The following is a 24,657-nucleotide window of genomic DNA, read 5'->3' as shown; positions in this document are numbered from 1 at the left end:
TCTCCCGGGACCCCGGTTACGGGGTCTCCTTGCCTTTGAGTCCGATGGGGAAGCTGTCGATATAGGCGTTGGGCTGTTTCGGATCGAACGCCACACCGTCGATGAATTCACCCTCGTGCGGGCGGGTGAAGTTTTCCTTGTCGAAATCCGGGAACGCGCTGGCCGGCAGCGTGCCGTCGGCGATCAGGGACTTGGCGGCTTCCTCATAGATATCCGCGCGATAGACTTTTTTGGCGATGTCCATGTACCAGCCGTCCGACTTCTGCTCCGGAATCTGGCCCCAGCGGCGCATCTGGGTCAGGTACCAGATGGCGTCGGACGGGTACGGGTAGGTGGCGAAGTAGCGGAAGAAGACGTTGAAGTCGGGCACTTCACGCACGTCGCCCTTTTCGTATTCGAAGGTGCCGGTCATGGAATTGGCGATGACTTCCTCATCGGCGCCCACGTAGTTCGGTCGCGCCAGCATTTTTACCGCCGCTTCGCGGTTGGCGTTGTTGTTCTCGTCCAGCCAGTAGGCGGCGCGGATCAGCGCGCGCAGCAGGTGCAGATGGGTATTGGGGTATTTCTCGGCCCACTGTTCGGTCACGCCGAAGACTTTCTCCGGGTTGTTGGGCCAGATTTCATAGTCGGTGATCACCGGCACGCCAATGCCCTTGAACACGGCCTGCTGGTTCCACGGTTCACCCACGCAGTAGCCCTGGATCGTGCCGGCTTCCAGCGTGGAAGGCATCTGCGGCGGCGGGGTGACGGACAGCTGTACGTCTGCCTGCAGGGTGCCGCTGGTGTCGCCGTTCTGTGGTGCGTAGTAGCCGGGGTTCAGGCCACCGGCTGCGAGCCAGTAGCGCAGCTCGTAGTTGTGGGTCGATACCGGGAACACCATGCCCATCTTGAAGGGCTCGCCGGCGTTGCGATGTTTCTCGACGACCGGCTTGAGCGCGGCGGCGCTGATCGGGTGCCGGGGTTTGCCGTCGGCGTTGGTCGGGATGTTCGGCTTCATCTGGTCCCAGACGCCGTCGGACACGGTGATGCCGTTGCCGTTCAAGTCCATGCTGAAGGCGGTGATGATGTTGGCCTGGGTGCCATAGCCAATGGTGGCCCCCAGCGGTTGGCCCGCCAGCATATGGGCGCCGTCCAGTTCGCCGGTAATCACCCGGTCGAGCAGGACTTTCCAGTTGGCCTGGGCTTCCAGTTCCACGAACAGGCCTTCGTCCATGAAGTAGCCGTTTTCCCAGGCGACGGCCAGCGGGGCCATGTCGGTGAGTTTGATAAAGCCCAGCTTGAGGTCGGGTTTTTCCGGGGGACCGATCTCGTCACCGAATGCGGTCACGGATTGTGTCAGCCCCAATACGGCAGCAAAGGTTGCTGTTAGGATACGGCTCGCCATGCGTCTCTCCTATGTCATCTTTTCCTTTGGGCATAAAAAAACGCCCACCCCCGTCGCCGGGGGCAGGCGCCAATGCCTGCAGATCGTCATCGTCTGTAGTCAAACTGTGAGGTACTGAGCCGATTCAGTACGCGTAATCGTCACTTAATCGAAAGCACGGGGCGTGCCAGTTTTAAATATTCTTTTATATCAGTGACCTGAATGATTTTCGGGTTAACGGCATGCGAGGTGGTGGAGCCGTTTCGGGTCAGTTGTTTAGATAGTGCACCATGTGCGGGCGGTTTGGGGCGGCCGGGAATTGCGGACTAGGCTCTGAGCGTCTGGAACCCATAGAGGCCATCGCTTCCGCCGCCCTGGAGATAGATCCCTGAGTTAGAGGCCCAAGAAGCCTCTCTCCCCTCGAGAGAGAGAGGCTTGGAGAGAGGGGGACGAGGCGACAGCCTCGCTGGGCTTCCGATGAAACAAATGGGCGCCCAGGGCGCCTCTCCCTATCCCCGGCCCTCTCCCGCGACGGGAGAGGGAGTCGGCTTGTGCAAACCGGCAACATGGGTGGCACCCAGGCATCTAAGCCCTGAGAAGAGACTTGTGTATGAGCGTAGATACTGAGACGGTGCCATCGATTTCGGGTTGTCAGCCCGGCCAGTGATGTACCTGCTCGCCGATCAGGCCGTCGCCGGCGATGTTCACCGGTCCTTCACGCCCTTCCACCATATGACTCAGGCGGTGGTGGCCCTCGGTCTTGGCGTCCATGGTGGGGGCGTCGATGCCGGCGGAGCTGGCGGCTTCCCGGAAAATGGCGGGTTTAACGATGCCGCGGATGTCAGCCGCCGAAGCTTCGCCCAGCTGTCCCCAACGGGCCAGGCGCGTGGCCAGCCAGTGGGCCTGGGACAGCCAAGGGAAATTGGCGCTGTCCCGGAAGAAGTGCTGGTGCAGACGCGGATGGAACAGTGAAAACGGATGGCCGTCCAATGCCTGAACCTGGTTCCCCAGATAGCGCTCGTCGGACAGGATGTCCCGCAGGGCCGCGTGATGATCGGGATCGTCCAGCCACTGGCAGGCGCTCAGCAGCACGCGAATCAGCCTGCGGTGAATCTCCGGATGCTGTTCGGCCCAGTCCTGGCGCATGCCCAGGACTTTTTCGGGGGAGTTCTGCCAGATCTGGTGACCAGCGTGGAGGATGACACCCAGATCCTGCCATTCCAGCAGGCTGTTCCAGGGTTCGCCCACACAACAGCCTTCGATATGGCCGGCGCGGAAAGCGTCCAGCATCTGGATCGGGGACACCGGCACAATCTGGATATGGTGACGGGCATCGGGACCGGCAGTGGCGACCCAGTCGCGCAACTGCAGGTCATGGCTGGACCAGGGCGCTACCGACGCCAACTGGATCGGCGAACCCCGACGGCGGGCGACGTCCACCAGGGCCCGGGCCGACGCCAGCGGATCATTGGGATCGGCGCCGGCGGCCATCAGTTTCGGATAGAGTGACGTGGATACGGTAATGCCATTGCCGTTCCGACTCAGCACCATACCGGTGGTGATCGGTGTGCGCGGTCGGTCGGTAGCCAGGGACATGGCCAGCGGCATGGGGGCGAGCATGTGGGCGCCATCGAGCAGCCCGAACGACACCTTATCCCGCAGGGAGGCCCAGGAGCCTTCCCGCACCAATTCGACGTCGAGCCCCTCGCGGAAGAACAGGCCCAGCTCATGGGCGATAATCAGCGGGGCGCTATCGAGCAGCGGTACGAAGCCCAGTCTCAACGTGAAACCCTTTCGCCGGTGCAACGGGATGGGATCGGATGCCATGGGATCCTCCCGCGATCAGGACGCGCGCTGGAACTTGTCGGAATCCTTGCCGAACATCTCGATCACACGCTGGGCGATCTGCCCGATGCGCTGACTGTGGTCCATCGCCGCCTTCTGCAGGACCCGGTAGGCTTCCGCTTCGTCGCAGTTCTCGCGTTTCATGATCAGGCCTTTCGCCCGGTCGATCAGTTTGCGCTCCTCCAGCTGGGTGCGCGTTTGCTCCAGTTCGTCGCGAAGGGATTGAAACGCTTCGAAACGGGCGACGGCGGTGTCGATGATGCCGCGCACGTGCTGCGGCTGGATGCCGTCGACCACATAAGCGCTGACACCGGCGCGAACCGCCGCCTGGATGGTGTTGCGGTCGCTCTGCTCCTGGGCAAAGAACACAATCGGGCGGGGCGCGTGAGCATTGAGCGTGCTCATGTTCTCCAGCGTATCCCGGTCCGGCAGGTCCATGTCGATGATGACCATGTCGGGCTCATCCCGGGCCACCGCCGCGGTTAGGCCAACCGCGTTGGGGCGATGGCTGATCACCTCATGCCCTTCGGCTTCAAGGGCTTTGCGGACGACCATAGATCGGTCAGCGTCGTTGTCGATCAGCAGGATGCGGAGTGGTTCAAATGCAGTCATGACACGGTCCTCGTTAATCTGATCATCACCGAAGCAAAAAGCTGACCACTGCTCGACTGTATTTTTTAAAAGGCTGAATTGTCGGGATAAATTAATAGTTGAGAAAGTCATTCGGTGGTTCGGGAGGGCGTGTCAGTCGCCCAGCGGTGGTTCAAAATCGGGCGTTTTGCACTGTTTTGGGTGTGGCCGGGGGCCTGAAAGCCGCATTCTTCAGCTATTAGGGCTGGCCCTTATATTGCTTCTTACCCTCGGGTGAAGTGCAAACGATCCTCTGGGGTCCGCCACTTCCTCTCTATATTGACGTCTGGCGACGATTAAGCCTGGCAATGACGCCCGGGAGACGATGCGACAGCGGAAACGCTGTGGTGTGGTCTCCCGGGCTTTTTTTTGGATTTTTGACCGGGAGTGAGAAACGCCCGTGAATGACAAGGCGCAAGCAACCTGCACGACCTGTCCCTATTGTGGCGTGGGCTGCGGTGTCGCGGTGACGGCCGGTGACCCGGTACAGGGCGACACGACCCACCCGGCCAACTATGGGCGGCTGTGCGTGAAGGGATCGAGTCTCCACGAAACCCTGGGTGACAGCGGGCGCCTGTTACATCCCCGGGTTCGAGGCCGGCGTACGGATTGGTCGCAGGCCGTGCAGTCGGTGGCGGGGGCCATTCGCGAGGCGGTGGCTCAGCACGGTCCCGGTTCGGTGGGGTTCTACCTGTCCGGGCAGCTGCTGACCGAGGACTACTACGCCGCCAACAAGCTGGCAAAAGGGTTTATCGGCACGCCCCACGTCGACACCAACTCCCGTCTGTGCATGTCCTCCGCCGTGGCCGCCCACAAGCGGGCGTTCGGGGCCGATGTGGTGCCCGGCTGTTATGAAGACTTGGAAATCGCCGATCTGCTGGTGCTGGTGGGCAGCAACGCCGCCTGGAACCATCCGATCCTGTTCCAGCGGATGCAGGCCGCGGCCCGCGACGGTCGCCGGGTGGTGGTCGTCGATCCGCGACAGACAGCCACCAGCGACCTGGCCGATCTGCACCTGAGCCTGCGTCCGGGCAGCGATGCCGCCCTGTTCAATGGCCTGCTCACCTGGCTGGCCGACAGGGATGCGCTTGATCAGGACTACATCACCGCCCACTGTGACGGATTCGATGATGCCCTTGCCGCCGCCCGTCACTCGGCGCCGGATGTCGAGGCGGTTGCCGATGCCTGCGACTTGCCGGTGGACGATGTGGTCCGTTTCTTTAACTGGTTTGCGGACACACCCCGCACCGTCACCGTGTTTTCCCAGGGTGTGAATCAATCCAGTTCCGGCACCGACAAGGGCAACGCCATCATCAACTGCCATCTGGCCACCGGCCGGGTCGGCAAGCCCGGCGCTTCGCCCTTCTCCATTACCGGCCAGCCCAACGCCATGGGCGGGCGCGAAGTGGGCGGCCTGGCCAACACGCTGGCGGCCCACATGGACTACCAGAACGACGCGGATCGCGATCGGGTGCAGCGCTTCTGGCGCTCGCCCGGCCTGGCCGATGGTCCCGGATACAAGGCCGTGGACCTGTTCGACGCGGTGCATCGCGGTGAGATCAAGGTCCTGTGGATCATGGCCACCAACCCGGCGGTGAGCCTGCCGGACAACGCGCGGGTGCGGGAAGCGCTGGCAAGTTGCCCCACCGTCATCGTCTCCGACTGCGTCGCCGAGACGGACACTACGGCCTACGCCGACATCCTGCTGCCGGCGATGGGCTGGGGCGAAAAGGACGGCACGGTGACCAATTCCGAACGGCGTATTTCCCGCCAACGGGCCTTTCTGCCGCCCACAGGCGAGGCCCGACCGGACTGGTGGATCATCAGTGAAGTGGCCCGCGAGCTGGGCTACGGCGATGCCTTCAGCTACACCGCGCCGGTCGATGTGTTTCGCGAGCATGCCGCGCTGTCGGCATTTGAAAACCAGGGGCACCGGCCGTTCGATCTGACCGGCTTCAAGGACATGAATTCCGAGAACTACGATGGGCTGGCACCGATCCAGTGGCCCGTCAATCAACGGTATCCGCAGGGCCGGTCCCGGATCTTCGACGATGGCCGTTTTGCCACCCCCAACGGTCGTGCTCAATTCATTGCCATCACCCCGGATCAGCCTGTGCAACAGCCGGACCGCGACTACCCGATGGTGGTTAACAGCGGTCGGATCCGCGACCAGTGGCACACCATGACCCGGACCGGACGCGCGGCACGGCTCTGGCAGCATCGGGCGGAGCCGTTCATCGATGTACACCCGCAGGATCTGGAGCGACTCGGCCTCAAGGCGGGTCAACTGGGCCGTTTGGACGGGGCCCGCGGTACGTTTGTCGGTCGCCTGCAGGCGGTGCCGGAGCAGCGCCCTGGCGAGGTGTTCATTCCCATCCACTGGAACCGGCAGTACGCCGGTCACGCCCTGGCCTCGGACCTGATGGCGGCGGTGGTGGATCCGGTGTCCGGCCAGCCGGAGTCCAAGCATGGCGTGGCGCGACTGAGCGCGGCGCCGGTGCGCTGGCGGGCCCGTTTGTTGTGCCGGCCCGGACACACCGGTGTGTGGCGGGCGGAGCACTGGTCGCGGGTACCGCTGGATGGCTGTGAGAGCTGGTGGCTGGCCGGCGAGGACAAGGCCGACTGGCCCGACTGGGCATCGCGCTGGCTGGGCGGTCAGCCGCAGGTGGAAATGCACGACGCCGGTGCCGGCCGCTACCGGGCTGCACGTTTCCACCAAGGACAACTGCTGGCTGTGTTGATGGCCGAACCGGCGGAAAGCCCGTTCCCGGATCTGGGCTGGCTGGCGACCTGCTTTGAACGGGATGACCTGGCAGCTGCCGATCGCCGGGCGATCCTGGCCGGGCGCGATGCGGATCTGCCAGACATCGGGCCGGTGATCTGCAGTTGCTTCCAGATTGGCCAGAAGCAGATCGAAGCGGCCATTGGGGATGGCTCGGATTCCCCAGAGGCCCTGGGGCGACAGTTAAAGTGCGGTACCAACTGCGGGTCCTGCATGCCGGAGCTGCGCAAGCTGATTGAAACCACGCAGATCGCGATGGAAGCGGAGTAACCGGTCGTTACCGGCTGTGGCGCATCATGGAAACCGGAACCCGGTAGCGCGCCCCGCGCCAGCGCCCGGTACCCTGCACCGTACAGGTTCGCCGGTTCACCCGAATAATCCGACCTTCCCGCTGGCGGGGCGCCTGGCCAAACTGGACGGTATCGCCGACGGCAAATCGCGACAGCTGGTCCCGCACATCATCCAGCGTCATGAGCGACCGGGGCAACTCGATGCCCTGCTGTCGACTCTTCTCCACCAGGAACGCTCGCACAGCCACGGCGCCTCCGCTGGTGTGCATTTCATCGAGAATCCGGTAAAAGGCCGCGTTGTGCACCGACCCATGATGACGTTCGCCACTGACGTTCTGCAGCAGGTGAGCGAACTCGTGACAACAGGTGTGCGCCAGCAGGTTGCAGGTAGACACCTCACCTTCAAAGTAGCCCCGGCCCTGGATTTCCCGCGTCGACAGCCAGCCCTGGCTGGTGATCCCCTCGAACTTCGCGGCCACCATCTGGCGGCCGTAGGTGATGGTGTGCCGACGGCTGTGCGGATCGAACTTGTGGTAGGTCGCCTGACCGCTACCCGCACGGCACTTCAGCTCGCTACCGGCATGGCGAGTCTGCACCCACCCACGGGCCGGACCCCAGAGAATGGCTTCGGTGGCGGCACCCATCAGGAGGGCAACGCGATGAGCGGTTTCAGGTGCGATGGACATGGCTCGGACGGAGACGGTGAATAAACGCCTGCATAATGGCGTGCGCCGGGGACGCCTGCAACCCCGGAGCTTGCCCGTTTCTGCAGCAGGAATTGCCAAGGATTGGAGTTGTACCCCGCTGGTACGCAAGCTAGCTTTATAGCCACCCCTGCGTTCTGATCGGCAGCAATTTCCGAGAACCCGCCGATCATCGGTAGCACGACAATAACGATTCCCCTGGCGACGGCAAACTGATCTGTGCGACGGATCGTAACGTCTGGATCGACCGGGATTGAGGAGAGAGACCATGGCGATCAGTTTCGAGCTGAATGGCAAGGAAGTGTCGGCCGACGTGGAGCCGGACACCCCATTGCTCTGGGTCCTACGGGACCATTTCAAGCTGACGGGCACCAAGTTTGGCTGCGGCATCGCCCAATGCGGCGCCTGCACGGTGCACCTGAATGGCCTGACCCGCCGTTCCTGCATCACCCCCATTTCCCAGGTCGACGGCGGCACGGTCACCACCATTGAAGGGGTGTCCGGTGAGGAAGCCCGCGCGATCCAGGACGCCTGGGTCGCTCTGGATGTGCCCCAGTGCGGCTTTTGCCAGTCCGGCCAGGTGATGTCGGCCACCGCCTTGCTGCGGGAGATTCCCAAACCGACGGACGAGAACATCGATCAAGCCATGGCCGGCAACATCTGCCGCTGCGCCACGTACGTGCGGATCCGCAAGGCCATTCACCGGGCATCGGATTCACTGGAGGGCTGATCCATGACGCGTCAACCTGAAACAACAGCAACCGGCGGCCTGACCCGTCGTGGCTTCCTCAAGGGTGCCGCGGCTTCGGCGGCAAGCCTGGTCATCGGCGTTCACCTGCCCAACCGGGCATGGGCCGAGGACGGCGTGGAACCCGCAGCCGGGGCGTTTTCCCCCAACGCTTTTGTGCGCATCGATCCGGACAGCACAGTTACCGTCATCGTCAAACACATCGAATTCGGCCAGGGCCCGGTGACGGGGCTGTCGACCCTGGTCGCGGAAGAACTGGATGCCGACTGGCTGCAGATGCGCGCCGAGCTGGCGCCCGCCGACACCGCCAAGTACACCAACAAACTGTTTGGCTTGCAGGGCACCGGCGGCTCCACCGCCATGGCCAGCTCCTTCGAGCCCATGCGCAAGGCCGGTGCGGCGGCCCGAGCCGTGCTGGTGCAGGCGGCAGCCAACCGGTGGGGTGTCGATCCCGGCGAGATCACGATTGAGCGCGGCACGCTGAGCGATGGTTCCGGGAGTCACAAGGCCTCATTCGGCGATCTGGTGGCCGACGCCGCCAAGTTGGAAGTGCCCGGCGATCCTAAGCTGAAATCCCCGGACCAGTTCCGCCTGATCGGCACCCAGGTTGGCAAGCTGGATACGCCGGAAAAAAGTAACGGCAAGCAGATCTTTACCCTGGATCTGTACCCGGATGACCTGATCACGGCGACCATCCTTCATCCGCCTCAGTTTGGTGCCAAGGTGGCCTCCGTCGACGACAGTGCGGCCCGTGCCGTAAAAGGCGTGATCGATGTGAAAACCGTGCCGGCCGGCGTGGCGGTCTACGCGGAAAACACCCACGCCGCCCTCAAGGGGCGCAAGGCGCTGAAAGTCCAGTGGGACAGCAGCGGCGCCGAGACCCGTTCCACCCTGCAGATGGAACGGGAGTACAGCACGGCCGCCAAGAAACCGGGCTTGGATGCCCGCAGCGACGGCGACGTCGAAAAGGCGCTGGGCTCTGCGGATACGGTCATTGAAGCCGAATACTTCTTCCCCTTCCTGGCCCATGCCCCGATGGAAACCCTCGATGCGGTCATCCAGTTCAAGGAGGGACAGGTCACCGCCTGGATGGGCACCCAGATCCAGACGCTCGACCGGGGCGGCCTGGCCCAGGTGTTTGGTGTCGATAAAGAAAAGGTCATGCTGTACACCCAGTATGCCGGCGGCAGCTTCGGTCGCCGGGCTCAACCGGGCGCGGACTTTGCCGTCGAAGCCGCACAGGTCACCAAAGCGCTGAATACGGACCGGCCGGTCAAACTGATGTGGACCCGGGAAAACGATATCCAGGGCGGTCGCTATCGGCCGCTGGCGATACATCGCCTGCGCGGAGGCCTGGACAAGGATGGCAACATCGTTGCCTGGGACCAGCAGATCGCTGTGCAGTCCTTCATGAAGGGAACGCCCTTTGAGGATTTCATGATCAAGGACGGCATCGACGCCAGCGCGGTGGAAGGCTCCAAGGAGCTGCCCTACGCCATCCCCAACCTGCGTGTCGGCCAGCATCTGATGGACAACGGCGTGCCCACCCTGTGGTGGCGCTCGGTTGAACACACCCACAACGCCTACGCCAACGAAACCTTCCTGGACGAGCTGTTCGAGCGGGCCGGTACGGATCCAGTGGAAGGTCGACTGGCCCTGCTGGGCGACAAACATCCCCGGCACAGCGGCGTCCTGGAAAAAGTCGCCGAGATGGTGAAGAAGGCCGGCGACGTGCCCGAAGGGCGCCAGCGGGGCGTAGCGGTGCACAAGAGCTTCGGCAGCTATGTGGCGCAGATCGCCGAGGTGTCCAAAAACGCAGCCGGCGAGCCCCGGGTTCACAGGATGTGGTGTGCTGTGGACTGCGGCGTGCCCGTCAATCCGGACGTGATCCGGGCCCAGATGGAAGGTGGCATGGGGTACGGCATCGGCGCCGTGCTCTATGATGCCATTTCCCTGAGCGACGGCGGCTATGTGGAGCAGTCCAACTTCGACCGCTACCGCTCGATACGCATCAACGAAATGCCCGACATCGAAGTCGAGGTGATCCGGTCCACCGAACCGCCTACCGGCGTGGGTGAACCGGGGACGCCGCCATCCGGTCCGGCCATCGCCAATGCCTGGCGCCGCCTGACCGGCAAATCCGTCCACCGGCTGCCGCTGGTTCCGGTCACCGCGTAAGGAGACACATCGTGAAACGTATCGTGATTGCCATTGGCTGCGCCGCGCTGGTGTCGCTGGGTCTCTGCCTGAAGATCGGCACCGCCATCGCCGCGGGCAGCGAGGCCGCCAAGGCCCAGACCCTCCAATCCCCGGAAGACTTCGCCAACATCCGCGACGAGTCCAAGCGCTCCGTCGCGATGTTCAACGAAATGGGCAAAGTGCTCACCCACCCCCGTTGCGTGTCCTGTCACCCCCGCGGTGACAGCCCGCTGCAGGGCATGGATCTGCACAAGCACGAGCCGCCCATCGTTCGCGGCGCCGGCGGTATGGGCGCTCCGGGTATGCGCTGCTCCACCTGCCATGGCGACGACAACGTCGCCTTCAGCACCGAAGAAGGCTCCATCCCCGGCCATCCCGGCTGGCGGCTGGCGCCTAAATCCATGGCCTGGGAAGGCAAGAGCCTGGGCGAAATATGTCGACAGCTGAAAGACCAGGACCGCAGCCACATGACCCTGGAAGAACTGCAAAAGCACAACGCCACCGACGGCCTGGTTGGTTGGGGATGGCATCCGGGCGAAGGCCGGATACCGGTGCCTGGGACGCAGGAGATCTTTGGGGAGCTGACTCAGGCCTGGATTGATACGGGGGCGGTTTGTCCTGAGGGGTGAATGATTAGCTGCTTTTAACCGGTCGATGGATTGATCGATCGACCAGGAAATTTCTAAAAAGGTGGCCACTCCTGAACTCGAAAAGGAGTGGCGCCGACCTGAAATCTAGCGGGCCTTCATCTTGTAAAGCCATCCGTCATACATTTCCCAGAGTTGGCCATTTACTACCTCAAGGTTGATATATGGTTCATTTGCTTACTTTTTTGGATCATATACGTGTAGGACCTTAATTAACTTTCTGTTCAAGCCAAATCCGTAAAAATTACTCCAGTGATTGGTGCCGACTTCACCTTCTTCTGGTAACGAATAGCAAGAAATTTCATAATTCGGATCGTGAATGGTGATGTCTCTGATTTGGAGTAGATTACGTTCAACTCGAACTGCTTTCCCCACGTAATTCTTCGCTAATTCATCTGATGTAAGTCCGCCGCCATATTGCATGGCATCGAAGGTGACATAGCTTGAAAATAGCTCATCAGGTTTTGGGGTTTTGCAGATTGGTTTGTCCTTTTGTTCTTCTGCCGCTCTACTGCTAGAAGGGCCAAAGATTATGAGTAGAGCTGTGAACCATGTTGATAAAAATTTTAATCGATTCATGCGTATTCAATCGATAGCAATCATTTTCAGGCGATGCTCATAAATTCAGTTTAAGTCCTCAACCCTGATTGTCCTGATTGAAATCAAGATCTCTCGACTCCAGAGATTTGTCAGTATTGCACCGATTCAATGGAAGTTGCTTGTAGGAATGAATGATATTGACGGTGTGGTTTTCTTTGTTCGTTTCTGCTGATATACAAGAGCACGAATACCCATACCCGTAATTCATGTTTACGTATTCTGATTCGTCTGAAGGAAGCAGTAGCTCCGAGTTTTTCGCGCGCTTTCCTCCTTGTTCCGCAATGACCCACTTTCCGTCACGGTCAGTCAGCCAGTAATTTCCAGGAGATGGATTGTCCAGCCATCCGCACCGGTATTCGGCTGCGTCAGTGATTAATGGCGTAAGACTGAATATCATGATTAGAAAATTTTTAATCATAGTAACCTGTTTGGATTTTTTTCAAGTAATTCTTGGCAGACGTCGATATTTCGCTGGCGTGGTCGAGTCCATTGATGCACCGTCTAGCGTTAATGAAGTCGACCGTTTGGCTGTTCACATAGTCTTCCAGTTTTGCGCCCGTAAATATGCCATTTTTGAATCCATCGACAAGAATAAAAAGCGATATTTTGTTATCCAAGGCTAAGTCTGGATTGCCAACCAAATCAATTTCCAGTTTATCGCTATATTTTTTGTAGTTTGATTTATGTGTTATCTGAACAAACCCTCTGCCGTAGTAAGGATAGTAAGAGAAATTTTTGCGCCTGTATTCTTCGCTGAGCCAATTACCTTCAATGACTGGCCTAAAGGTATCGCCAGTTTCCCGCTTTACAGTAGCCAAAACGTAGGCGATTTGTTCATCTTGCGATAATCCTTGCTTCTTGCACTCTCGGATTATCGTCTTGATGGTTTCAAATTTGTTGGAAAAATTGTATTTGGCTTCATCAAAGTAAAATAGTGAAAGAGGATATAGATGCCAGTTAACTGCATTTAGCTTTAGATTGGCTAATTGATCCATCCAGGACAGCTTTTCTACTCGCTTGGACTCGTGTTTGATTAATGCCAAACTGCCCGGAGACGGATAGATTTCCTGGAATCTTTCCATCATGGCTTTGGACTTGGGAGTCCACCACTCACTGTTGTGCTTGGCCACAATTTTGTGACGCTCTTCTGCCGTCTCGCTGTCGGTAAGCCTTTCTCGAACCGCCTCGGCGTCGAGTATCGCTGGCTTGGACTCCTCATCAGGTGAGCAAAGAGACCGAAAAAAATCGGGCACTTTTCCCGGATCAAGAACACCATCGCAATCGCTACCATCAACCAGTCTAAAACCCTCATCCTGCCATTTTTTCGAGTTGACGACGGCCACAACGTCATCTTCCGGGCTGAAGACTTCCAGATGAATCATGGTATTGCCGGTCTTCCCGCCTTCCAGGCTGGCGGGGCTTTCGTAGAGACCTAAATAGCCAATAGTATCGCCCGCACGGATCGGAACCGGGCTTGGAAGTTCGTAAAGTTTATCCAGTTGGGTTGGCGTTTCGGAAATGATATCGATGTACTGTTCTTCGATGCAAACCCACTGGCTTCGGCCTGATTCGGGGAGCTCACAGCGGGCCATCTTGCGGGCTTTGCCACCGATTTCCTGGAACTGGACCCGATGGGCATCGAAGCGGATTTTTGTGCCGGCGCTGATGGAGTGAGCCGGATCGCCCGCCAGTTTGAATCCGGTTTGCCCCTTGTTCGGTTTAGGATCGGCGCGACCGTTCATTTTTTCTTTGACTGTGGCTTCGACCTGATCATAAATCCAGTTCGGTCGGCTGACCGAAATCTGTTCCATGACCGCTTCATCTTTGGCGATCCACAGGGTGTCCGTGCCTTTGGTGGCCAGAACCTGACTGTTGCTCACGCCCTCCGAAAGCATCCGAATACGCATGAAATCGTAGGCAACGCCGTTGATCTGCCCCTGCTGAATGGCTTCTCCCTCGACCGGCTCAAAGGTTTCGCCCACGGGCAGCGTAACTGCGGGGGCTTGCTGGCCGTTTTGGGGCACACTATTGCGCACGTTTCTGCGTTGGTTCAGACGATAACGCTCGGTGGACGGCCACTGCTTCCAGGGGCAAAGGTGCATGTACAGGGAATAGTAGGTAAACCCCTGCTTTTGGCCTTTGTCGTCTTCCTGCTCGTAATGATGGCGGACTAAACAGAAGCTGTTGGAGTAATTTAGGGTTTCACCTTTGAATTCAGAGGTGAGGTAGTCCTCCATCATGCGGTAGGCGACCACTTCGCCATCGGCAATGCAACGGACCGGATAGGTGTCCTTCGCCCAGGGCGCGCTGTCTTCACTGATGTGAATGCCGCCGTGCCAGGTCTGAGTGGTGAGAAGGTACAGGTCGTCACCCGCATCCTGAATCAGTTTGCTCAGTTCCTCGGCGTTTTCGAATTCTGTGCCGTCCTGCTTGACTATCGGCAACCGCATGAATATCAGTCCTTCCTAACCATTGAGAACAGGACAAAGCCTTCGTCGTTCTGTTCCTTGTCGTCTTCCTGAGTGACTTTGCTTGCCGCACTTGCCGCACTTGCCGCACTTGCCGCCTTGGATGCGCCGTTGGCGGATGCTGCCAGCGCTGTAGAAGAGGCCATAGCGGATGAGGTGGCCTGGGCGGCTGTGGTAGCCGTAGCTTCGGGGGTCGCGTCCGTCGAAGCGGTGGCGCGAGTTGACGTATCAGCGAGCGCATCAGGCTTCACGGTGAGGTTGGCATTCTTGTCCAAGACTTGCGGGGCGGTGGGTGTGGCTGCCGCTGCAGCGGTTCCGCTCCCCGGCGCCCCGCCGGAATTCATCTTGATCATCGGCCCGGAGACGGTGACGCCGCTGGGGTCGACTTTGACGAAGCTACCGCCGGCCTTGAGGGTGATTTCGGCGCCGGCTTCGACGACGATCTTCATGCCCGCTTTATGGTGGATCTCGGTGCCGGCTTCCACCAGTTGGGCTTTGCCCTGTTTGCTGTGGTGGGTACCGCCGACCGTCAGGCTCAAGTCCTTTCCGATTTTCTCCCGCTTCTCCCCATCAATGGTGCTGTGGTCGTTGGCCTTGATGTGGGCATAGCGGTCGTTGTCGACGGTGAGGTGGCTGTTGTTGTGGACCACCTCGGTGCGGTCGTTCTCGGTCAGCAGGTCCAGGTCCTTCTGGGCGTGGACGTAGATTTGTTCCTTGTCGGCCTCGTCCTCGAAGCGCAGTTCGTTACTGCCGTCCCCTTTGTGGGTCTGGGTCTTCAGGGTGGTCCGTGTCTTGTGTTCCGGCAGTGCATAGGGCGGCGTGTTGGTGGCGTGGTAGGTCCGGCCGGTAATGATCGGCTGGTCCGGATCGCCGTCCAGGAAGGAGACGATGACCTCGTGGCCGATGCGCGGCAGCGCCATGAAGCCGTAGCTGCCCCCGGCCCAGCCCTGGCTGACCCGCAGCCAGGCGCTGCTGTGCTCGTCGTTCTGGCTGTAGCGGTCCCAGGGGAACCTTACCTTGACCCGGCCGTGCTCGTCGCAGTGGATTTCTTCACCTTGTGGTCCGGTGACGATGGCGATCTGGGGCCCGTCCATGATGGGTCTCTGCGGCGCTTCCGGCCGCCAGGCGGTGTCGCCCGGGACACTCTGAAAGGTGTTGCTGTAGGTGGTCGGTTGGCTACCGCCTTCCTCTTCCAGCGCCTGGGGCTGTTTGCCGGTGTGGGTGACCTGGGTGATCAGCCAGTCCCGGTTGAGGGTGTCGGTGCTGTGGCCGGAGAGGGTGACCTTGGCCCCGGCGCTGAAGTCCGGGCGGTTGCTCTCGCCACTTCCGAGGCTGGCGTCCTTGCGCAGGCTGTCCAGTCGGGCCTCGGTGTAGGGCTGGCCGGAGGCATCGCCCTTGAACCGTCCGGGATAGTCGTAGTGTTCGTAGTCGCTGCGCTGGCTGTCCAGGTCCGCCGCGTTGGCCTCGTGCATCAGGGCGTAGGCGGGGTTCTTGAAGGTGTAGTCCTTCAGGGCCACACCGGCGACGGAGACGGTTTCGGTGTAGCTGAACTTGAAGACGCAGGGGGTCTTGTGGGAACCGCCCGCAGTGGCGTTGTAGCCCACCTCCGGAAGCTGGGGGGCGTCCCGGTGGTGATCCGCAATGACAATGGGCTGCCCCGCCGTCGCCTGGTCGAACCGGTAGTGCCAGCCTTCCTCGGCCGCAATCCGGGATAAAAACGCCAGATCCGTCTCCCGGTGCTGGACGCAGTATTCCCGTTCCTGGGGTGTGCGTTTGAGATCAAAGGTCTTGTCCACCAGCCCCCGTTCGTCCAGCAGGGTACCGAGAATCACATCCGGGGTCTGCTGCTGGAAGATGCGGCTGTTGTGCATCAGCCCCAGGCGCCACAGGGCGGGTCGCACTTCCACTTCGTAGCGGGTGCGACAGTGGCCGCTGTCGCCCCGGCTGAAGGCGGTGACGATCCCCTGGACGTTGCGCAGGGCCTGGCCGTCCTGCCAGACTACCAGCTCCACGCCTTTGTCCAGCACATCGCTGGCGGCAATATCCGCAAAGGCGCTGGCCAGCTTCAGGGTCAGGGTAAAGGGCCGGGACAGGTGCTCTTCGAGTTCAAACTCGACCACCGCGAAGGTGTCGTCCGGCAGGGTGCCGAGGCGGGCCGTGAACTGCAGGCCTTGGGGTAGGGACATGCGCTTCATCCTTGAACTGAAAACCGCGATCTCGCTTCGGACGGGGCGCAGCGTAGGGTCTACGCGCCCTCGGAAACGAGCTCATCTTCCCATCAGATCATCCATCCGACGGCCACTTGCCTCCTGCAAGTGAGAGGCCCGAGTCTAACCGATCCGGCCAAGCGGGTGTGTAAGCGATCGTTGCCGGAACCGGTCAGATGAATCGGACAACCCGGACCGCGAGAGCGGCCCGGGTGTCGACGATCGGGGCTTACGCCTCGACCGGGGAACGCCAGTCGTCAGAGCCGGAGGTGCCGGCAATGCCGTGTTCCCAGGTGACTTTGCGGTAGGCCAGGGAGACTTCGACTAGCTGGGTGAACTCGGTCTTGGTGGCGTCCTGGCAGTGAGGCATGGTGCAGTCGATGTTGATGATGGTGGCGTCTTCCAGGATGGTGGAGAAGAAATGCTCCTGTTTACCTTCCACGGAGGTGCGGTACCACTTCAGCTCGACCTTGGGCAGCATCTCGCCGGAGGCCAGGGCGTTGTACATCAGCGGGGTGGCCTTGTTCAGGGCGGCGGTGAACTTGAACGGCTTGTGCACGCGCTGGCCGGAGGGCTGACCGGACTGCGGGTCGGTCGGGACGGTGACGGTGTGGTCGAACTGCTGGACCAACACTTCGTCTTCGTGGCCTTCGACGTAGATGTTACCGACGGAATCGGCGGTGAAGGCGCCGGCGGTGATGTTGCCCTGGGTCTGGCCTTCGATGCTGATATAACATGGGGTTGGCATAGTCTGCTCCTTGACGGAAAAACAATTGAAAACGGTGAGTCCATTCAGAAAAGGACAGTCCCGTACAACAAGTCCCGTGCCAGAACAGCAAACTTCATAGAAAACAGGCGACTAACGAAAATTCCGAAAAACCCGCCCCCTAACACCAAGCAAACAATGGCTCCCATCGGGCCACATCTTGCTGGTCGGGCAAGATCTTGCTCGGATTGAGAAGCAGGAAAGCGACGACCCGCCAAAGCTCGATCGAAGCGGGGCATCGGCAGGGCTGGAGCAGGAGACAGGGATGTCTCCGATCCAATTAGGCGGTCAGGGATGACCCTCTGAGCACCTCGGCAGAGCCCATTCTGTGGCGAATCGCGGCGTTGCGCGGTGCTCATCCGCTCACCTACCTATTGGTATGCCTCGCTTCTTGCGCGCCGCGCGCCTTGCGCTTCATCCCCAGCCTGGACTCTGCCGAGGCGCTCCCAGACGACGTAAGCCCTGCCGGTGCCTCGCTTCTGCCCCGAGAATCCAGTCTTATGAACAACCCAGTTCAGAGCGTGGTACCAGGAAAACCGGACTCCAGCCAGAAGCCCTGGACACCCTCCGCTTCCGCCGCCTCCGAGGGCCATCCCTGACCGCCGGATGCGGCGCGGGACGCCCTGTCCCGCTGCTCCAGCGGAGGGTGTCCAGGGCGTCGATCCAGCCTCGCGATAGCGCTGGTGGGATATATGACGCGAAATTTTAGGGTTGATTAATTACGCAGCTGATATCGGATCGGAATCGTGAAAGAAAAGTTGTTTCCTTTCATGTCTTCGGGAACGGCGGGCAGCGGTGCGCTGGACCGAATGATTTCCAGAGCGGCTTCATCAAGAATCCGGAAGCGGGAGCTTTTCTCAATCGTCGCGGAAATCAGGTGACCGTCTCGCCCGAACTTGAAGTGGACGACCGGCGTGCCTTCCTGCCCACGACGGCGCGCACGGCGAGGATAGTCGTAGTGTTGGGCCAGATGCCGGTTGAGCTCGGACAGGTAGCTGTCCTCCGCATCCGAGCGACCCGCCGTCAGCTGTACTTGGCTGGGCTGCTCTGATGCTCCTTTATTGGCGTCCGCTGCGGAACTGGCGGTCTTCGCAGACTGAGCCGTTGCCTGGGTCGGCGCCTGTTGGCTGGGTGTCTTCTTCTCCGCCTTGGCGATCGGTTTCGGCTCTGGCTTGGGCTCAGGTTTTGGGTCTGGCTCAGGTGCCGGTTTGGGCGTTGGTTTCGGTTCCGGAATGGGCACAGGTTTTGGCTTAGGCTCCGGTTTGGGTTCAGGCTTGGGCTCTGGTTTCGGTTCCACCTTGGGTGGTTCCGGTTTGGGCTCCGGTGCCGCCTCAGGTTCCGGGGTGGGCTGGGGCTTATTGGCGTCTGCGGTTTTCGCAGCGGTGTCAGATTGCGCTTTCATGCCCGCCAGATCCAGGCTGATCACCGCTTGGGCGGTGACGTTTCCATTGCCTTTGGGAACGGGGATGTCGTCTGCAGAGCGAGCCAGGATATAACCCGCACCAAGAGCACAGAGTATCGCAAACAGGGCAATGCCGGACCGGATCACTCGACTCACAGACTCGGCTCCGTCAGCAGGTCCACTTTGCGGTAGCCGGCTTTTTCCAGCAGCCGCAATACCGACTCCAGATCGTCCATGGTTACGCCCTTGTCCGCTGCGATACGCAGGGGCTTGTCGGCATCGGGTTTGGGTAGTTTACTCGCCAGTTCTTCGCGACTGACCGGAGACTGGTGTACGCGTAATTGACCATCACCGTTGATGACCAGGTCGGCCGCCGGGGCACTGCTCTCGCCTTCCTGGGCGGTACCGGGCAAGGCCGGCAAGGGGTCGTCCGTCAGGTGACCGGCGACGATAAAGAACAGCAGCAAGAGAAAGACCAGATTGATCAGCGGAAGCATGGCGTCTTCCACGCGATCAAGTAGCGTCCGATTGTCGCTGTCCTGGAGTTTCGGGAGCAGTGGGTTCATGGCGACTCTTGCGGGGATGGGGTGTTACCGGGCGAGCGTTGCCAATGGATGGTGATGCCGGCGTCCTGCAGCCGGGTCAGGCCTGCCGTGAAGTCGCCCAGCGGCACCTGCCCGTCCGTCTCCAGATTGACTTCGGATTTCCCCGCACTGGCCAGCGCCTGGGCCATCTGTGCTGGCGCCTGGATCTGGTCGCCCCACTGGATGCGGCCGTCTGACTGCATCATCAGGCTGGGCACGGGGTCGCCGTCGCTGCCTGCGGAGGCGCGGGTGTCGTTGTCCAGCTGCAACTGACTGGTCGGCGCCAGGCGTGACGTCACCATGAAGAAGACCAGCAGGATGAAGACCACATCGATCAGCGGCGTCATCCGAATGGGCAGGCGCCGGTGGGGGCGAGGCTCAACCAGCTGCATGGGCGAACCGCTTCTCCCGATCCCGCTCTGTCAGGTTGACCTGCTTGACCTCGGCCTGAGTCACCGGATCTGAGGCCTCTTCGGGCTCAGCCTCCGTCGTGACGGACAACACGCGAACCAGCAGATCGTTCATCTGCGTACTCAGTCGACGCAGACGGAATTCCATCCAGGCCGCCATGGCCGCCATCGGAATGGCGATCACCAGGCCGGCCGCGGTGGTCATCAGCGCCTGGTAGATGCCGCCGCTTAACTGGCTGGCGCTGGCACGACCGGCGGTAGAGGCCATGGTGCTGAACGCCTCCATCATCCCCATGACTGTGCCCAGCAAGCCCAGTAAGGGCGCCAGGGCAGCGATCACTTCAATGATTTTCAGCGGTGACTCGAACGGTTGCAGCGCTCGCTGCGCCAGTCGGGCGACGGTCTCGCGCTGCTGGGTTTCGGTGGCGCCACTCAACACGCCGTGCATGGCGCGGGCGACAACGGCGGGTAGAGGGTTCAGACGATCGAGTCCGGAACGGGTCTGGCCCGCCTCGTCAATCACAGGATGACCGGGTGCCTGTTCCCACCGGGAAACCGCGTCCCGAAGCGTGCGACTGGCACGCGGTGCAAACAGGACGCCCGCCAGGATGGCGTAAATAAAGGTCGCCAGTCCGATCAGAGCCAGAACAAGCAGCACCCCCATGACGGGGCCGCCGTAATCAAGCAACTGGTGAAGTGGACCGAACTGTCCGGCGAAGCTGGTAGTGGCGTTTATATCCGGCACGATGGGAACCCTCGGCACATTGAGTCTGAAGTGCAAATAATAACGATTATTATTAGGTCTAGCTACCTGTTGAAGACAGTCAGGTCATGACAGGTCTGTTAGACTACAAAGATAGTTGCCGGGTGCATTTTGTTAAGCGGTCGGTATATATGGATGACACGTAGTGGTTATGGACGGTCGGAGGAAAATTGTTGATCAAAGGGATCCGGCGCTGGTTCGACAGTCTCAAGAATCGGGCAGTTGGCGTGGTGGTCCTGCTTGTTGTCCTGATTGTCTTTCTGGCGACACTGGTGAGTATTTCCGCGGGACAGGCGGAGCTGGAAAGTCAGGCGCGGGCTCAACTGGCAACCCATGCCGATCTGATCGCAGCCGATGTTGACGCCAAGCTGGCCGAGCGCTTTGATGCGATGACCCGCGTTGCCGGGAGTCTGAAAATGGAAGAGGACAGCCTGCTGAGCCGGGCCCAGCCGATCCTCAACCGCCAGGCGGCACTGGCATCCCTGTTCCACCGCCTCTATCTGATTGATCCGTCCGGAATCATACAGGCCACCCTGCCCGAAGCCGGCATCGGGCGAGGTCTGGATGTGTCCGATCGCCGGTTTTTCCAGTTGACCGGCCAGCAGATGACCACACTGATCTCCGAGCCCTTTGTTTCCCGCGACGAAGGCATTCCCATCGTGGCGATCACCGCGCCGCTGTTCAATCACGGAAAAAAGCTGATCGGTATCCTGGCGGGGACGATTAATCTCGACGAGCGCAGTTTCCTTGGGGATCTCAAGAGCCTGAAAATCGGTGATACCGGCTTCGTCGGGATGGGTACGCGATCTGGCTTTGTCCTGATCCATCCCCGCCAGGAGAACCAGTTGGGACAGTTGAGTGACGGCAACCCCCTGCATGAAGCGGCCCGGGAGGGCGAAGAAGGGGTCACCCTGGCTCCCATGGCGAACGGGCAACAGCGGCTGGTGGCCTACCGGCAGCTGAATGAGGCGCCCTGGTTTGTCACCGTGTCGCTCCCCACCCGGGAAGCATTCGAGCCGATCCGTAAACTGTCCAACGTCATGTTCTGGGTGGCCGTGGGGCTTTTGCTGCTGTTTATTCCCCTGTCCCTGCGCCTGTTCAGCAAGCTGCTCAATCCGTTGCAGCAACTCACCGACCAGATCAAGGCCCGCCACATGGGATTGCGTGACGCCCCGATTGAAGTCGGGGGCGGCCATGAGATCCGGGAGTTGGTGACCACCTTCAACCAGGTGCGGGAAGAACGGGAAGCCGCCCGGGTGGAAATGGAGCAGCAGGAAGCCTACTTCCGCTCGCTGTCGGAACGCTCGCCCATCGGCATCGTCCAAACCGATGTGCTGGGCCGTATCGAGTTCGTCAATCCGGCGCTGGAAGCGATTCTCGGACAGCCCCTTGAGCGCCTCCGGGGCCAGCACTATCTGCAGGGCATTTATCGGGAAGACCGGGCGCAGGTGCTGAAAGATCGCAGCCGTGTTCTGTACAGCGGAGAAGTCTTCCAGGGCCAGTATCGTCTCTACGACATCCTCACCGACCGGGTGATCTGGGTCGCCAGCATGACGGCCCCGATCGAGACGCCGGATCGCTCGCTGGGGACCATCACCGTGGTTCGGGACATCACACATGAGCTGGAAATCGAAGCCGAGCTGCGGGTGGCCCGAACCCGCGCTGAACGGATCCTGGGTGTGCTGGACGAGGGCGTGATCCTGACCGACAGCCTGGGCTTTATCAGCTTCGCCAATCCGCCGTCGCAGGTGTTCATCGGCACCCATGCCTCGCCGGTTGGCAGCAACCTGTTCGATATTGTGCAGGTGTCGGTCGATGGCGAACCCTGGGGCTTCGGCGAGTTTCGCGAGCAACCCCAGGTGACCGGCTTGGATGCCGTGCTGACCAACGCTCATGGTGACAGCCTGGAAGTGGAACTCACCATGCTCCGGCTGGAAAGTGAGCAGGGGGCGGATCAGTTCGTTTTTGTCCTGCGCGATGACAGCGAACGCCGCCGGCAGGAGGCCCAGCTCTCCTGGGACGCCAGCCATGATCCGCTGACCCGGCTGGTCAATCGGCGTGCGTTTTCGGCGAGTCTGGGCAATCAGTTGTTGCAGACGGCCGAGCATGCCAGCCCGACGGTCCTGATGGTGATTGACCTCGACCACTTCAAACCGGTCAACGACAACGGCGGTCACCTGTTGGGTGACGAACTGCTGCGCCACATTGCCGACATCCTGCGCAGCCGGGTGCGTCAATCGGACGTGGTCGCCCGTCTGGGTGGTGACGAGTTTGGTGTGATCCTGCCGGCCTGTGGTCTGGAGCGGGCGCAGAGCATTGCCGAGTCGCTGCGTGCTGGCATCGAGGCGTTGGTGCTGGAACAGGACGGGCGCCATTACGGGGTGACGGCCAGCATCGGCCTGACCGATGTCCGCACCGACGACACCACCAATAAGACCGTCATGGCGCGAGCGGACGAAGCGGCCTACACCGCCAAGGCCCGGGGACGGAATCGGGTGGTGGTCTATGGTGAGGACGCGATGGCACCGTCGCCGGAAACGGTCCGCACCTGATGCGTTGCCCGGAATCAAGCGGCTCGCCCCTGTCGTCAGGCGGGTGGCATGGCTGAGATACCTGATCGCACCAAGGGCTTCCTGATTGCCGGCCTCGGGGTTCTGTTCCTGTCGCCCGACGCCCTGCTGGTGAAATCCACCAGCGTCCCGCCCGTGGTATTCCTGTTCTGGCGGGGGCTGTTGCTGGCATTGAGCTTTGCCGTGATAAACAGCGTGCGCTACCGCAGTCATCTGCTGCCGGCCATGCGCGCGTGCGGGCGGCGAGGGCTCTACTGCGGTGTGGCCTTTGCCGGCAGCACCCTGGGTTTTGTGACGGGCATGAAGCACACCGCCGCGGGCAACGTGCTGGTCATCCTCAATACCGCCCCGGTGATTGCGGCGGTGCTGGCGTGGCTGGTCTGGCGGGAGCGCTTGCCCCTGCGAACCTGGATCCTCATCCTGGTCTGTATTGGCGGTGCCACCCTGATGGCCGTTGGCGAGATGGGCAAGGGTCAGCCGCTGGGGCTGGTCATGGCCGGCGTTGCGGCGTTTTCGCTGGCCTCCAACCTGGCGGTGGCCCGCTCCCGGCCGCAGGCAGATATGAGCCTGATGCTGATCTTCGGTGCCCTGCTCATCTGCATTGTGGCCGCTTGCTTTGGTGGCGCGCAGTGGCCCGGCTGGCATGACTTTGGCCGGATCCTCCTGCTGTGTATCTGCTTCCTGCCGGCGGCCAGTATCCTGATCCAGACCGGTCCCCGCTACCTGCCGGCGGCGGAGGTGAGCCTGTTCCTGCTGCTGGAAACGGTGATCGGCGGTTTTCTGGTGTGGCTGTTTCTCGACGAGATACCCGGTCCCCTGGCATTCGCCGGCGGCGCGATTATCCTGGCCGCTCTGGCGGTGAACGGCTTTATCGAGGACTGGCGTCAGCGCCGGCGGGCCTCGCGCTCGGTCTAGAAAAAGCCCGCCGTGCGAGCGGCCTGCCAGAGCAGTCGCAGGGCCAGCAGCGTCAACAGAATATTGAAGTACTTCTGGAAGTGCAGGTTACTCAACCGGCTCAGCACCCGCAGCCCGAGCCAGGTCCCCAGGAAGCCACAGGCAATCATCCCCGCGATAAACGGTAACCACGCATGCAGGGCAAAGCCCGCCAGGCCGAATACCAGGCCCTTGGCGCTGTGCTGCAGCGTCATGGCGCAGGCGAAGGTGGCAACGGTCCGGAAGCGGTCACTGTGGATCTGTTTGACGAAGGCCGCGACCAGCGGGCCGGTGGCGCCGACGAACAGGGTCAGGAACGTGGTGGCCAGCGCCGCGAAGAAGGTGCCCAGCGGGCTGAGGATGGCTTTGGGCAGTGACGGGCCCCAGCACAGATAGAGGATGAACAGAGCAATGGTCATCTGCCAGACAGCGGCGGGCAGGTGGACCAGCAACAGACCGCCGATCAACCCGCCCAGCAGCACGCCCGGCAGGAACGCGGCAATCACTTTCCAGTCGATGTGACGCCACGTCAGACCGGCACGTCCGGCGTTGGAGCCAAGCTGGATCAGGCCGTGGACCGGGATAATGGCGGCCGGCGGCAGCCACAGCGCCATCAGCGCCAGCAACAGCGCGCCACCGCCGGCACCGAGGGCGGCGGTGATCATCGAAGTGAGGACCGAGGTGGCCAACAGCAGGCCGGCCAGCGTCGGGCTCAGCGCGTCAGGCAGGTACAGCAACTCCAAGGC

General features: G+C 61.1%; 20 protein-coding genes. 6 read left to right on the top strand and 14 right to left on the bottom strand.

The window, feature by feature from the left end; genetic code table 11:
- Window positions 1-16 precede the first annotated feature (16 nt).
- The 3 genes from J3364_RS08940 to J3364_RS08930 all read right to left on the bottom strand — a co-directional run bounded on the left by J3364_RS08940 (window position 17) and on the right by J3364_RS08930 (window position 3,820).
- Complete coding sequence (locus tag J3364_RS08940; RefSeq protein ID WP_349558027.1) at window positions 17-1,384, bottom strand: CmpA/NrtA family ABC transporter substrate-binding protein; 1,368 nt, start codon at window positions 1,382-1,384, stop codon at window positions 17-19.
- 630 nt (window positions 1,385-2,014) lie between these two features.
- Window positions 2,015-3,190 (bottom strand): CmpA/NrtA family ABC transporter substrate-binding protein, encoded by a 1,176-nt coding sequence (locus J3364_RS08935; protein ID WP_349558026.1) that lies wholly within the window; start codon window positions 3,188-3,190, stop codon window positions 2,015-2,017.
- 15 nt (window positions 3,191-3,205) lie between these two features.
- A complete protein-coding gene (locus J3364_RS08930) occupies window positions 3,206-3,820 on the bottom strand; it encodes an ANTAR domain-containing response regulator (RefSeq protein WP_349558025.1) in 615 nt (204 codons plus the stop codon).
- A gap of 418 nt (window positions 3,821-4,238) precedes the next feature.
- Between J3364_RS08930 and J3364_RS08925 the strand changes: the two genes are divergently transcribed.
- A complete protein-coding gene (locus J3364_RS08925; RefSeq protein WP_349558024.1) occupies window positions 4,239-6,890 on the top strand; it encodes a nitrate reductase in 2,652 nt (883 codons plus the stop codon).
- Window positions 6,891-6,897: 7 nt separating this feature from the next.
- On the opposite strand, the gene J3364_RS08920 is transcribed toward J3364_RS08925, so the two are convergent.
- A complete protein-coding gene (locus tag J3364_RS08920; RefSeq protein ID WP_349558023.1) occupies window positions 6,898-7,596 on the bottom strand; it encodes a hypothetical protein in 699 nt (232 codons plus the stop codon).
- Between the two features lie 286 nt (window positions 7,597-7,882).
- Here J3364_RS08920 and J3364_RS08915 point away from each other — a divergent pair, with 286 nt between their 5' ends.
- The 3 genes from J3364_RS08915 to J3364_RS08905 are packed head-to-tail and all read left to right on the top strand — an operon-like array spanning window position 7,883 to window position 11,190.
- A complete protein-coding gene (locus J3364_RS08915; protein ID WP_349558022.1) occupies window positions 7,883-8,344 on the top strand; it encodes a (2Fe-2S)-binding protein in 462 nt (153 codons plus the stop codon).
- 3 nt (window positions 8,345-8,347) lie between these two features.
- A complete protein-coding gene (locus J3364_RS08910; protein ID WP_349558020.1) occupies window positions 8,348-10,540 on the top strand; it encodes a xanthine dehydrogenase family protein molybdopterin-binding subunit in 2,193 nt (730 codons plus the stop codon).
- 11 nt (window positions 10,541-10,551) lie between these two features.
- Complete coding sequence (locus tag J3364_RS08905; RefSeq protein WP_349558019.1) at window positions 10,552-11,190, top strand: Isoquinoline 1-oxidoreductase subunit; 639 nt, start codon at window positions 10,552-10,554, stop codon at window positions 11,188-11,190.
- Between the two features lie 195 nt (window positions 11,191-11,385).
- Here J3364_RS08905 and J3364_RS08900 read toward each other — a convergent pair whose 3' ends face one another.
- From J3364_RS08900 to J3364_RS08865, 9 genes are all read right to left on the bottom strand, one after another.
- Window positions 11,386-11,787: a hypothetical protein gene (locus tag J3364_RS08900; protein ID WP_349558018.1), complete on the bottom strand. Its 402-nt coding sequence runs from the start codon at window positions 11,785-11,787 to the stop codon at window positions 11,386-11,388.
- A gap of 58 nt (window positions 11,788-11,845) precedes the next feature.
- The gene (locus J3364_RS22610; protein WP_502882494.1) at window positions 11,846-12,205 is read right to left on the bottom strand and encodes a DUF4087 domain-containing protein; all 360 of its coding nucleotides are present in this window, start codon (window positions 12,203-12,205) and stop codon (window positions 11,846-11,848) included.
- A gap of 13 nt (window positions 12,206-12,218) precedes the next feature.
- A complete protein-coding gene (locus J3364_RS08895; RefSeq protein WP_349558017.1) occupies window positions 12,219-14,258 on the bottom strand; it encodes a hypothetical protein in 2,040 nt (679 codons plus the stop codon).
- 5 nt (window positions 14,259-14,263) lie between these two features.
- Complete coding sequence (locus tag J3364_RS08890) at window positions 14,264-16,462, bottom strand: type VI secretion system Vgr family protein (RefSeq protein ID WP_349558016.1); 2,199 nt, start codon at window positions 16,460-16,462, stop codon at window positions 14,264-14,266.
- 250 nt (window positions 16,463-16,712) lie between these two features.
- Window positions 16,713-17,231, bottom strand: a complete 519-nt coding sequence (locus tag J3364_RS08885; RefSeq protein WP_123636782.1) for an Hcp family type VI secretion system effector — start codon at window positions 17,229-17,231, stop codon at window positions 16,713-16,715.
- A gap of 733 nt (window positions 17,232-17,964) precedes the next feature.
- Window positions 17,965-18,807: an energy transducer TonB gene (locus J3364_RS08880; protein ID WP_349558015.1), complete on the bottom strand. Its 843-nt coding sequence runs from the start codon at window positions 18,805-18,807 to the stop codon at window positions 17,965-17,967.
- Complete coding sequence (locus J3364_RS08875; RefSeq protein WP_349558014.1) at window positions 18,804-19,217, bottom strand: ExbD/TolR family protein; 414 nt, start codon at window positions 19,215-19,217, stop codon at window positions 18,804-18,806. The genes J3364_RS08880 and J3364_RS08875 overlap by 4 nt, the downstream gene beginning before the upstream one ends.
- A complete protein-coding gene (locus J3364_RS08870; RefSeq protein ID WP_349558013.1) occupies window positions 19,214-19,627 on the bottom strand; it encodes an ExbD/TolR family protein in 414 nt (137 codons plus the stop codon). The genes J3364_RS08875 and J3364_RS08870 overlap by 4 nt, the downstream gene beginning before the upstream one ends.
- The gene (locus J3364_RS08865; protein WP_349558012.1) at window positions 19,614-20,390 is read right to left on the bottom strand and encodes a MotA/TolQ/ExbB proton channel family protein; all 777 of its coding nucleotides are present in this window, start codon (window positions 20,388-20,390) and stop codon (window positions 19,614-19,616) included. The genes J3364_RS08870 and J3364_RS08865 overlap by 14 nt, the downstream gene beginning before the upstream one ends.
- Before the next feature lie 191 nt (window positions 20,391-20,581).
- Between J3364_RS08865 and J3364_RS08860 the strand changes: the two genes are divergently transcribed.
- Complete coding sequence (locus J3364_RS08860) at window positions 20,582-22,960, top strand: sensor domain-containing diguanylate cyclase (RefSeq protein ID WP_349558011.1); 2,379 nt, start codon at window positions 20,582-20,584, stop codon at window positions 22,958-22,960.
- A gap of 48 nt (window positions 22,961-23,008) precedes the next feature.
- Window positions 23,009-23,893, top strand: a complete 885-nt coding sequence (locus J3364_RS08855) for a DMT family transporter (RefSeq protein ID WP_349558010.1) — start codon at window positions 23,009-23,011, stop codon at window positions 23,891-23,893.
- Here the strand turns inward: J3364_RS08855 and J3364_RS08850 are convergent.
- Entirely contained in the window at window positions 23,890-24,654 is a 765-nt protein-coding gene (locus J3364_RS08850; RefSeq protein ID WP_349558009.1) for a TSUP family transporter, read from the bottom strand. The genes J3364_RS08855 and J3364_RS08850 overlap by 4 nt on opposite strands.
- Between the last annotated feature and the right edge of the window lie 3 nt (window positions 24,655-24,657).

The sequence above is a fragment of the Marinobacter sp. NFXS9 genome (genome assembly GCF_040148665.1).
Lineage (GTDB): Bacteria > Pseudomonadota > Gammaproteobacteria > Pseudomonadales > Oleiphilaceae > Marinobacter_A > Marinobacter_A mangrovi.
The sequence above is the reverse complement of the archived record's forward strand: the minus strand, read 5'-3'. Positions and strand labels throughout refer to the sequence as shown.

What these genes read in the sequence shown, in the direction of transcription:
- J3364_RS08920 (WP_349558023.1), bottom strand. Translation starts at nt 7,596, where the DNA reads ATGTCCATCGCACCTGAAACCGCTCATCGCGTTGCCCTCCTGATGGGT.
- J3364_RS08940 (WP_349558027.1), bottom strand. Translation starts at nt 1,384, where the DNA reads ATGGCGAGCCGTATCCTAACAGCAACCTTTGCTGCCGTATTGGGGCTG.
- J3364_RS08930 (WP_349558025.1), bottom strand. Translation starts at nt 3,820, where the DNA reads ATGACTGCATTTGAACCACTCCGCATCCTGCTGATCGACAACGACGCT.
- J3364_RS08915 (WP_349558022.1), top strand. Translation starts at nt 7,883, where the DNA reads ATGGCGATCAGTTTCGAGCTGAATGGCAAGGAAGTGTCGGCCGACGTG.
- J3364_RS08910 (WP_349558020.1), top strand. Translation starts at nt 8,348, where the DNA reads ATGACGCGTCAACCTGAAACAACAGCAACCGGCGGCCTGACCCGTCGT.
- J3364_RS08875 (WP_349558014.1), bottom strand. Translation starts at nt 19,217, where the DNA reads ATGAACCCACTGCTCCCGAAACTCCAGGACAGCGACAATCGGACGCTA.
- J3364_RS08855 (WP_349558010.1), top strand. Translation starts at nt 23,009, where the DNA reads ATGGCTGAGATACCTGATCGCACCAAGGGCTTCCTGATTGCCGGCCTC.
- J3364_RS08885 (WP_123636782.1), bottom strand. Translation starts at nt 17,231, where the DNA reads ATGCCAACCCCATGTTATATCAGCATCGAAGGCCAGACCCAGGGCAAC.
- J3364_RS08900 (WP_349558018.1), bottom strand. Translation starts at nt 11,787, where the DNA reads ATGAATCGATTAAAATTTTTATCAACATGGTTCACAGCTCTACTCATA.
- J3364_RS08870 (WP_349558013.1), bottom strand. Translation starts at nt 19,627, where the DNA reads ATGCAGCTGGTTGAGCCTCGCCCCCACCGGCGCCTGCCCATTCGGATG.
- J3364_RS22610 (WP_502882494.1), bottom strand. Translation starts at nt 12,205, where the DNA reads ATGATATTCAGTCTTACGCCATTAATCACTGACGCAGCCGAATACCGG.
- J3364_RS08935 (WP_349558026.1), bottom strand. Translation starts at nt 3,190, where the DNA reads ATGGCATCCGATCCCATCCCGTTGCACCGGCGAAAGGGTTTCACGTTG.
- J3364_RS08890 (WP_349558016.1), bottom strand. Translation starts at nt 16,462, where the DNA reads ATGTCCCTACCCCAAGGCCTGCAGTTCACGGCCCGCCTCGGCACCCTG.
- J3364_RS08895 (WP_349558017.1), bottom strand. Translation starts at nt 14,258, where the DNA reads ATGCGGTTGCCGATAGTCAAGCAGGACGGCACAGAATTCGAAAACGCC.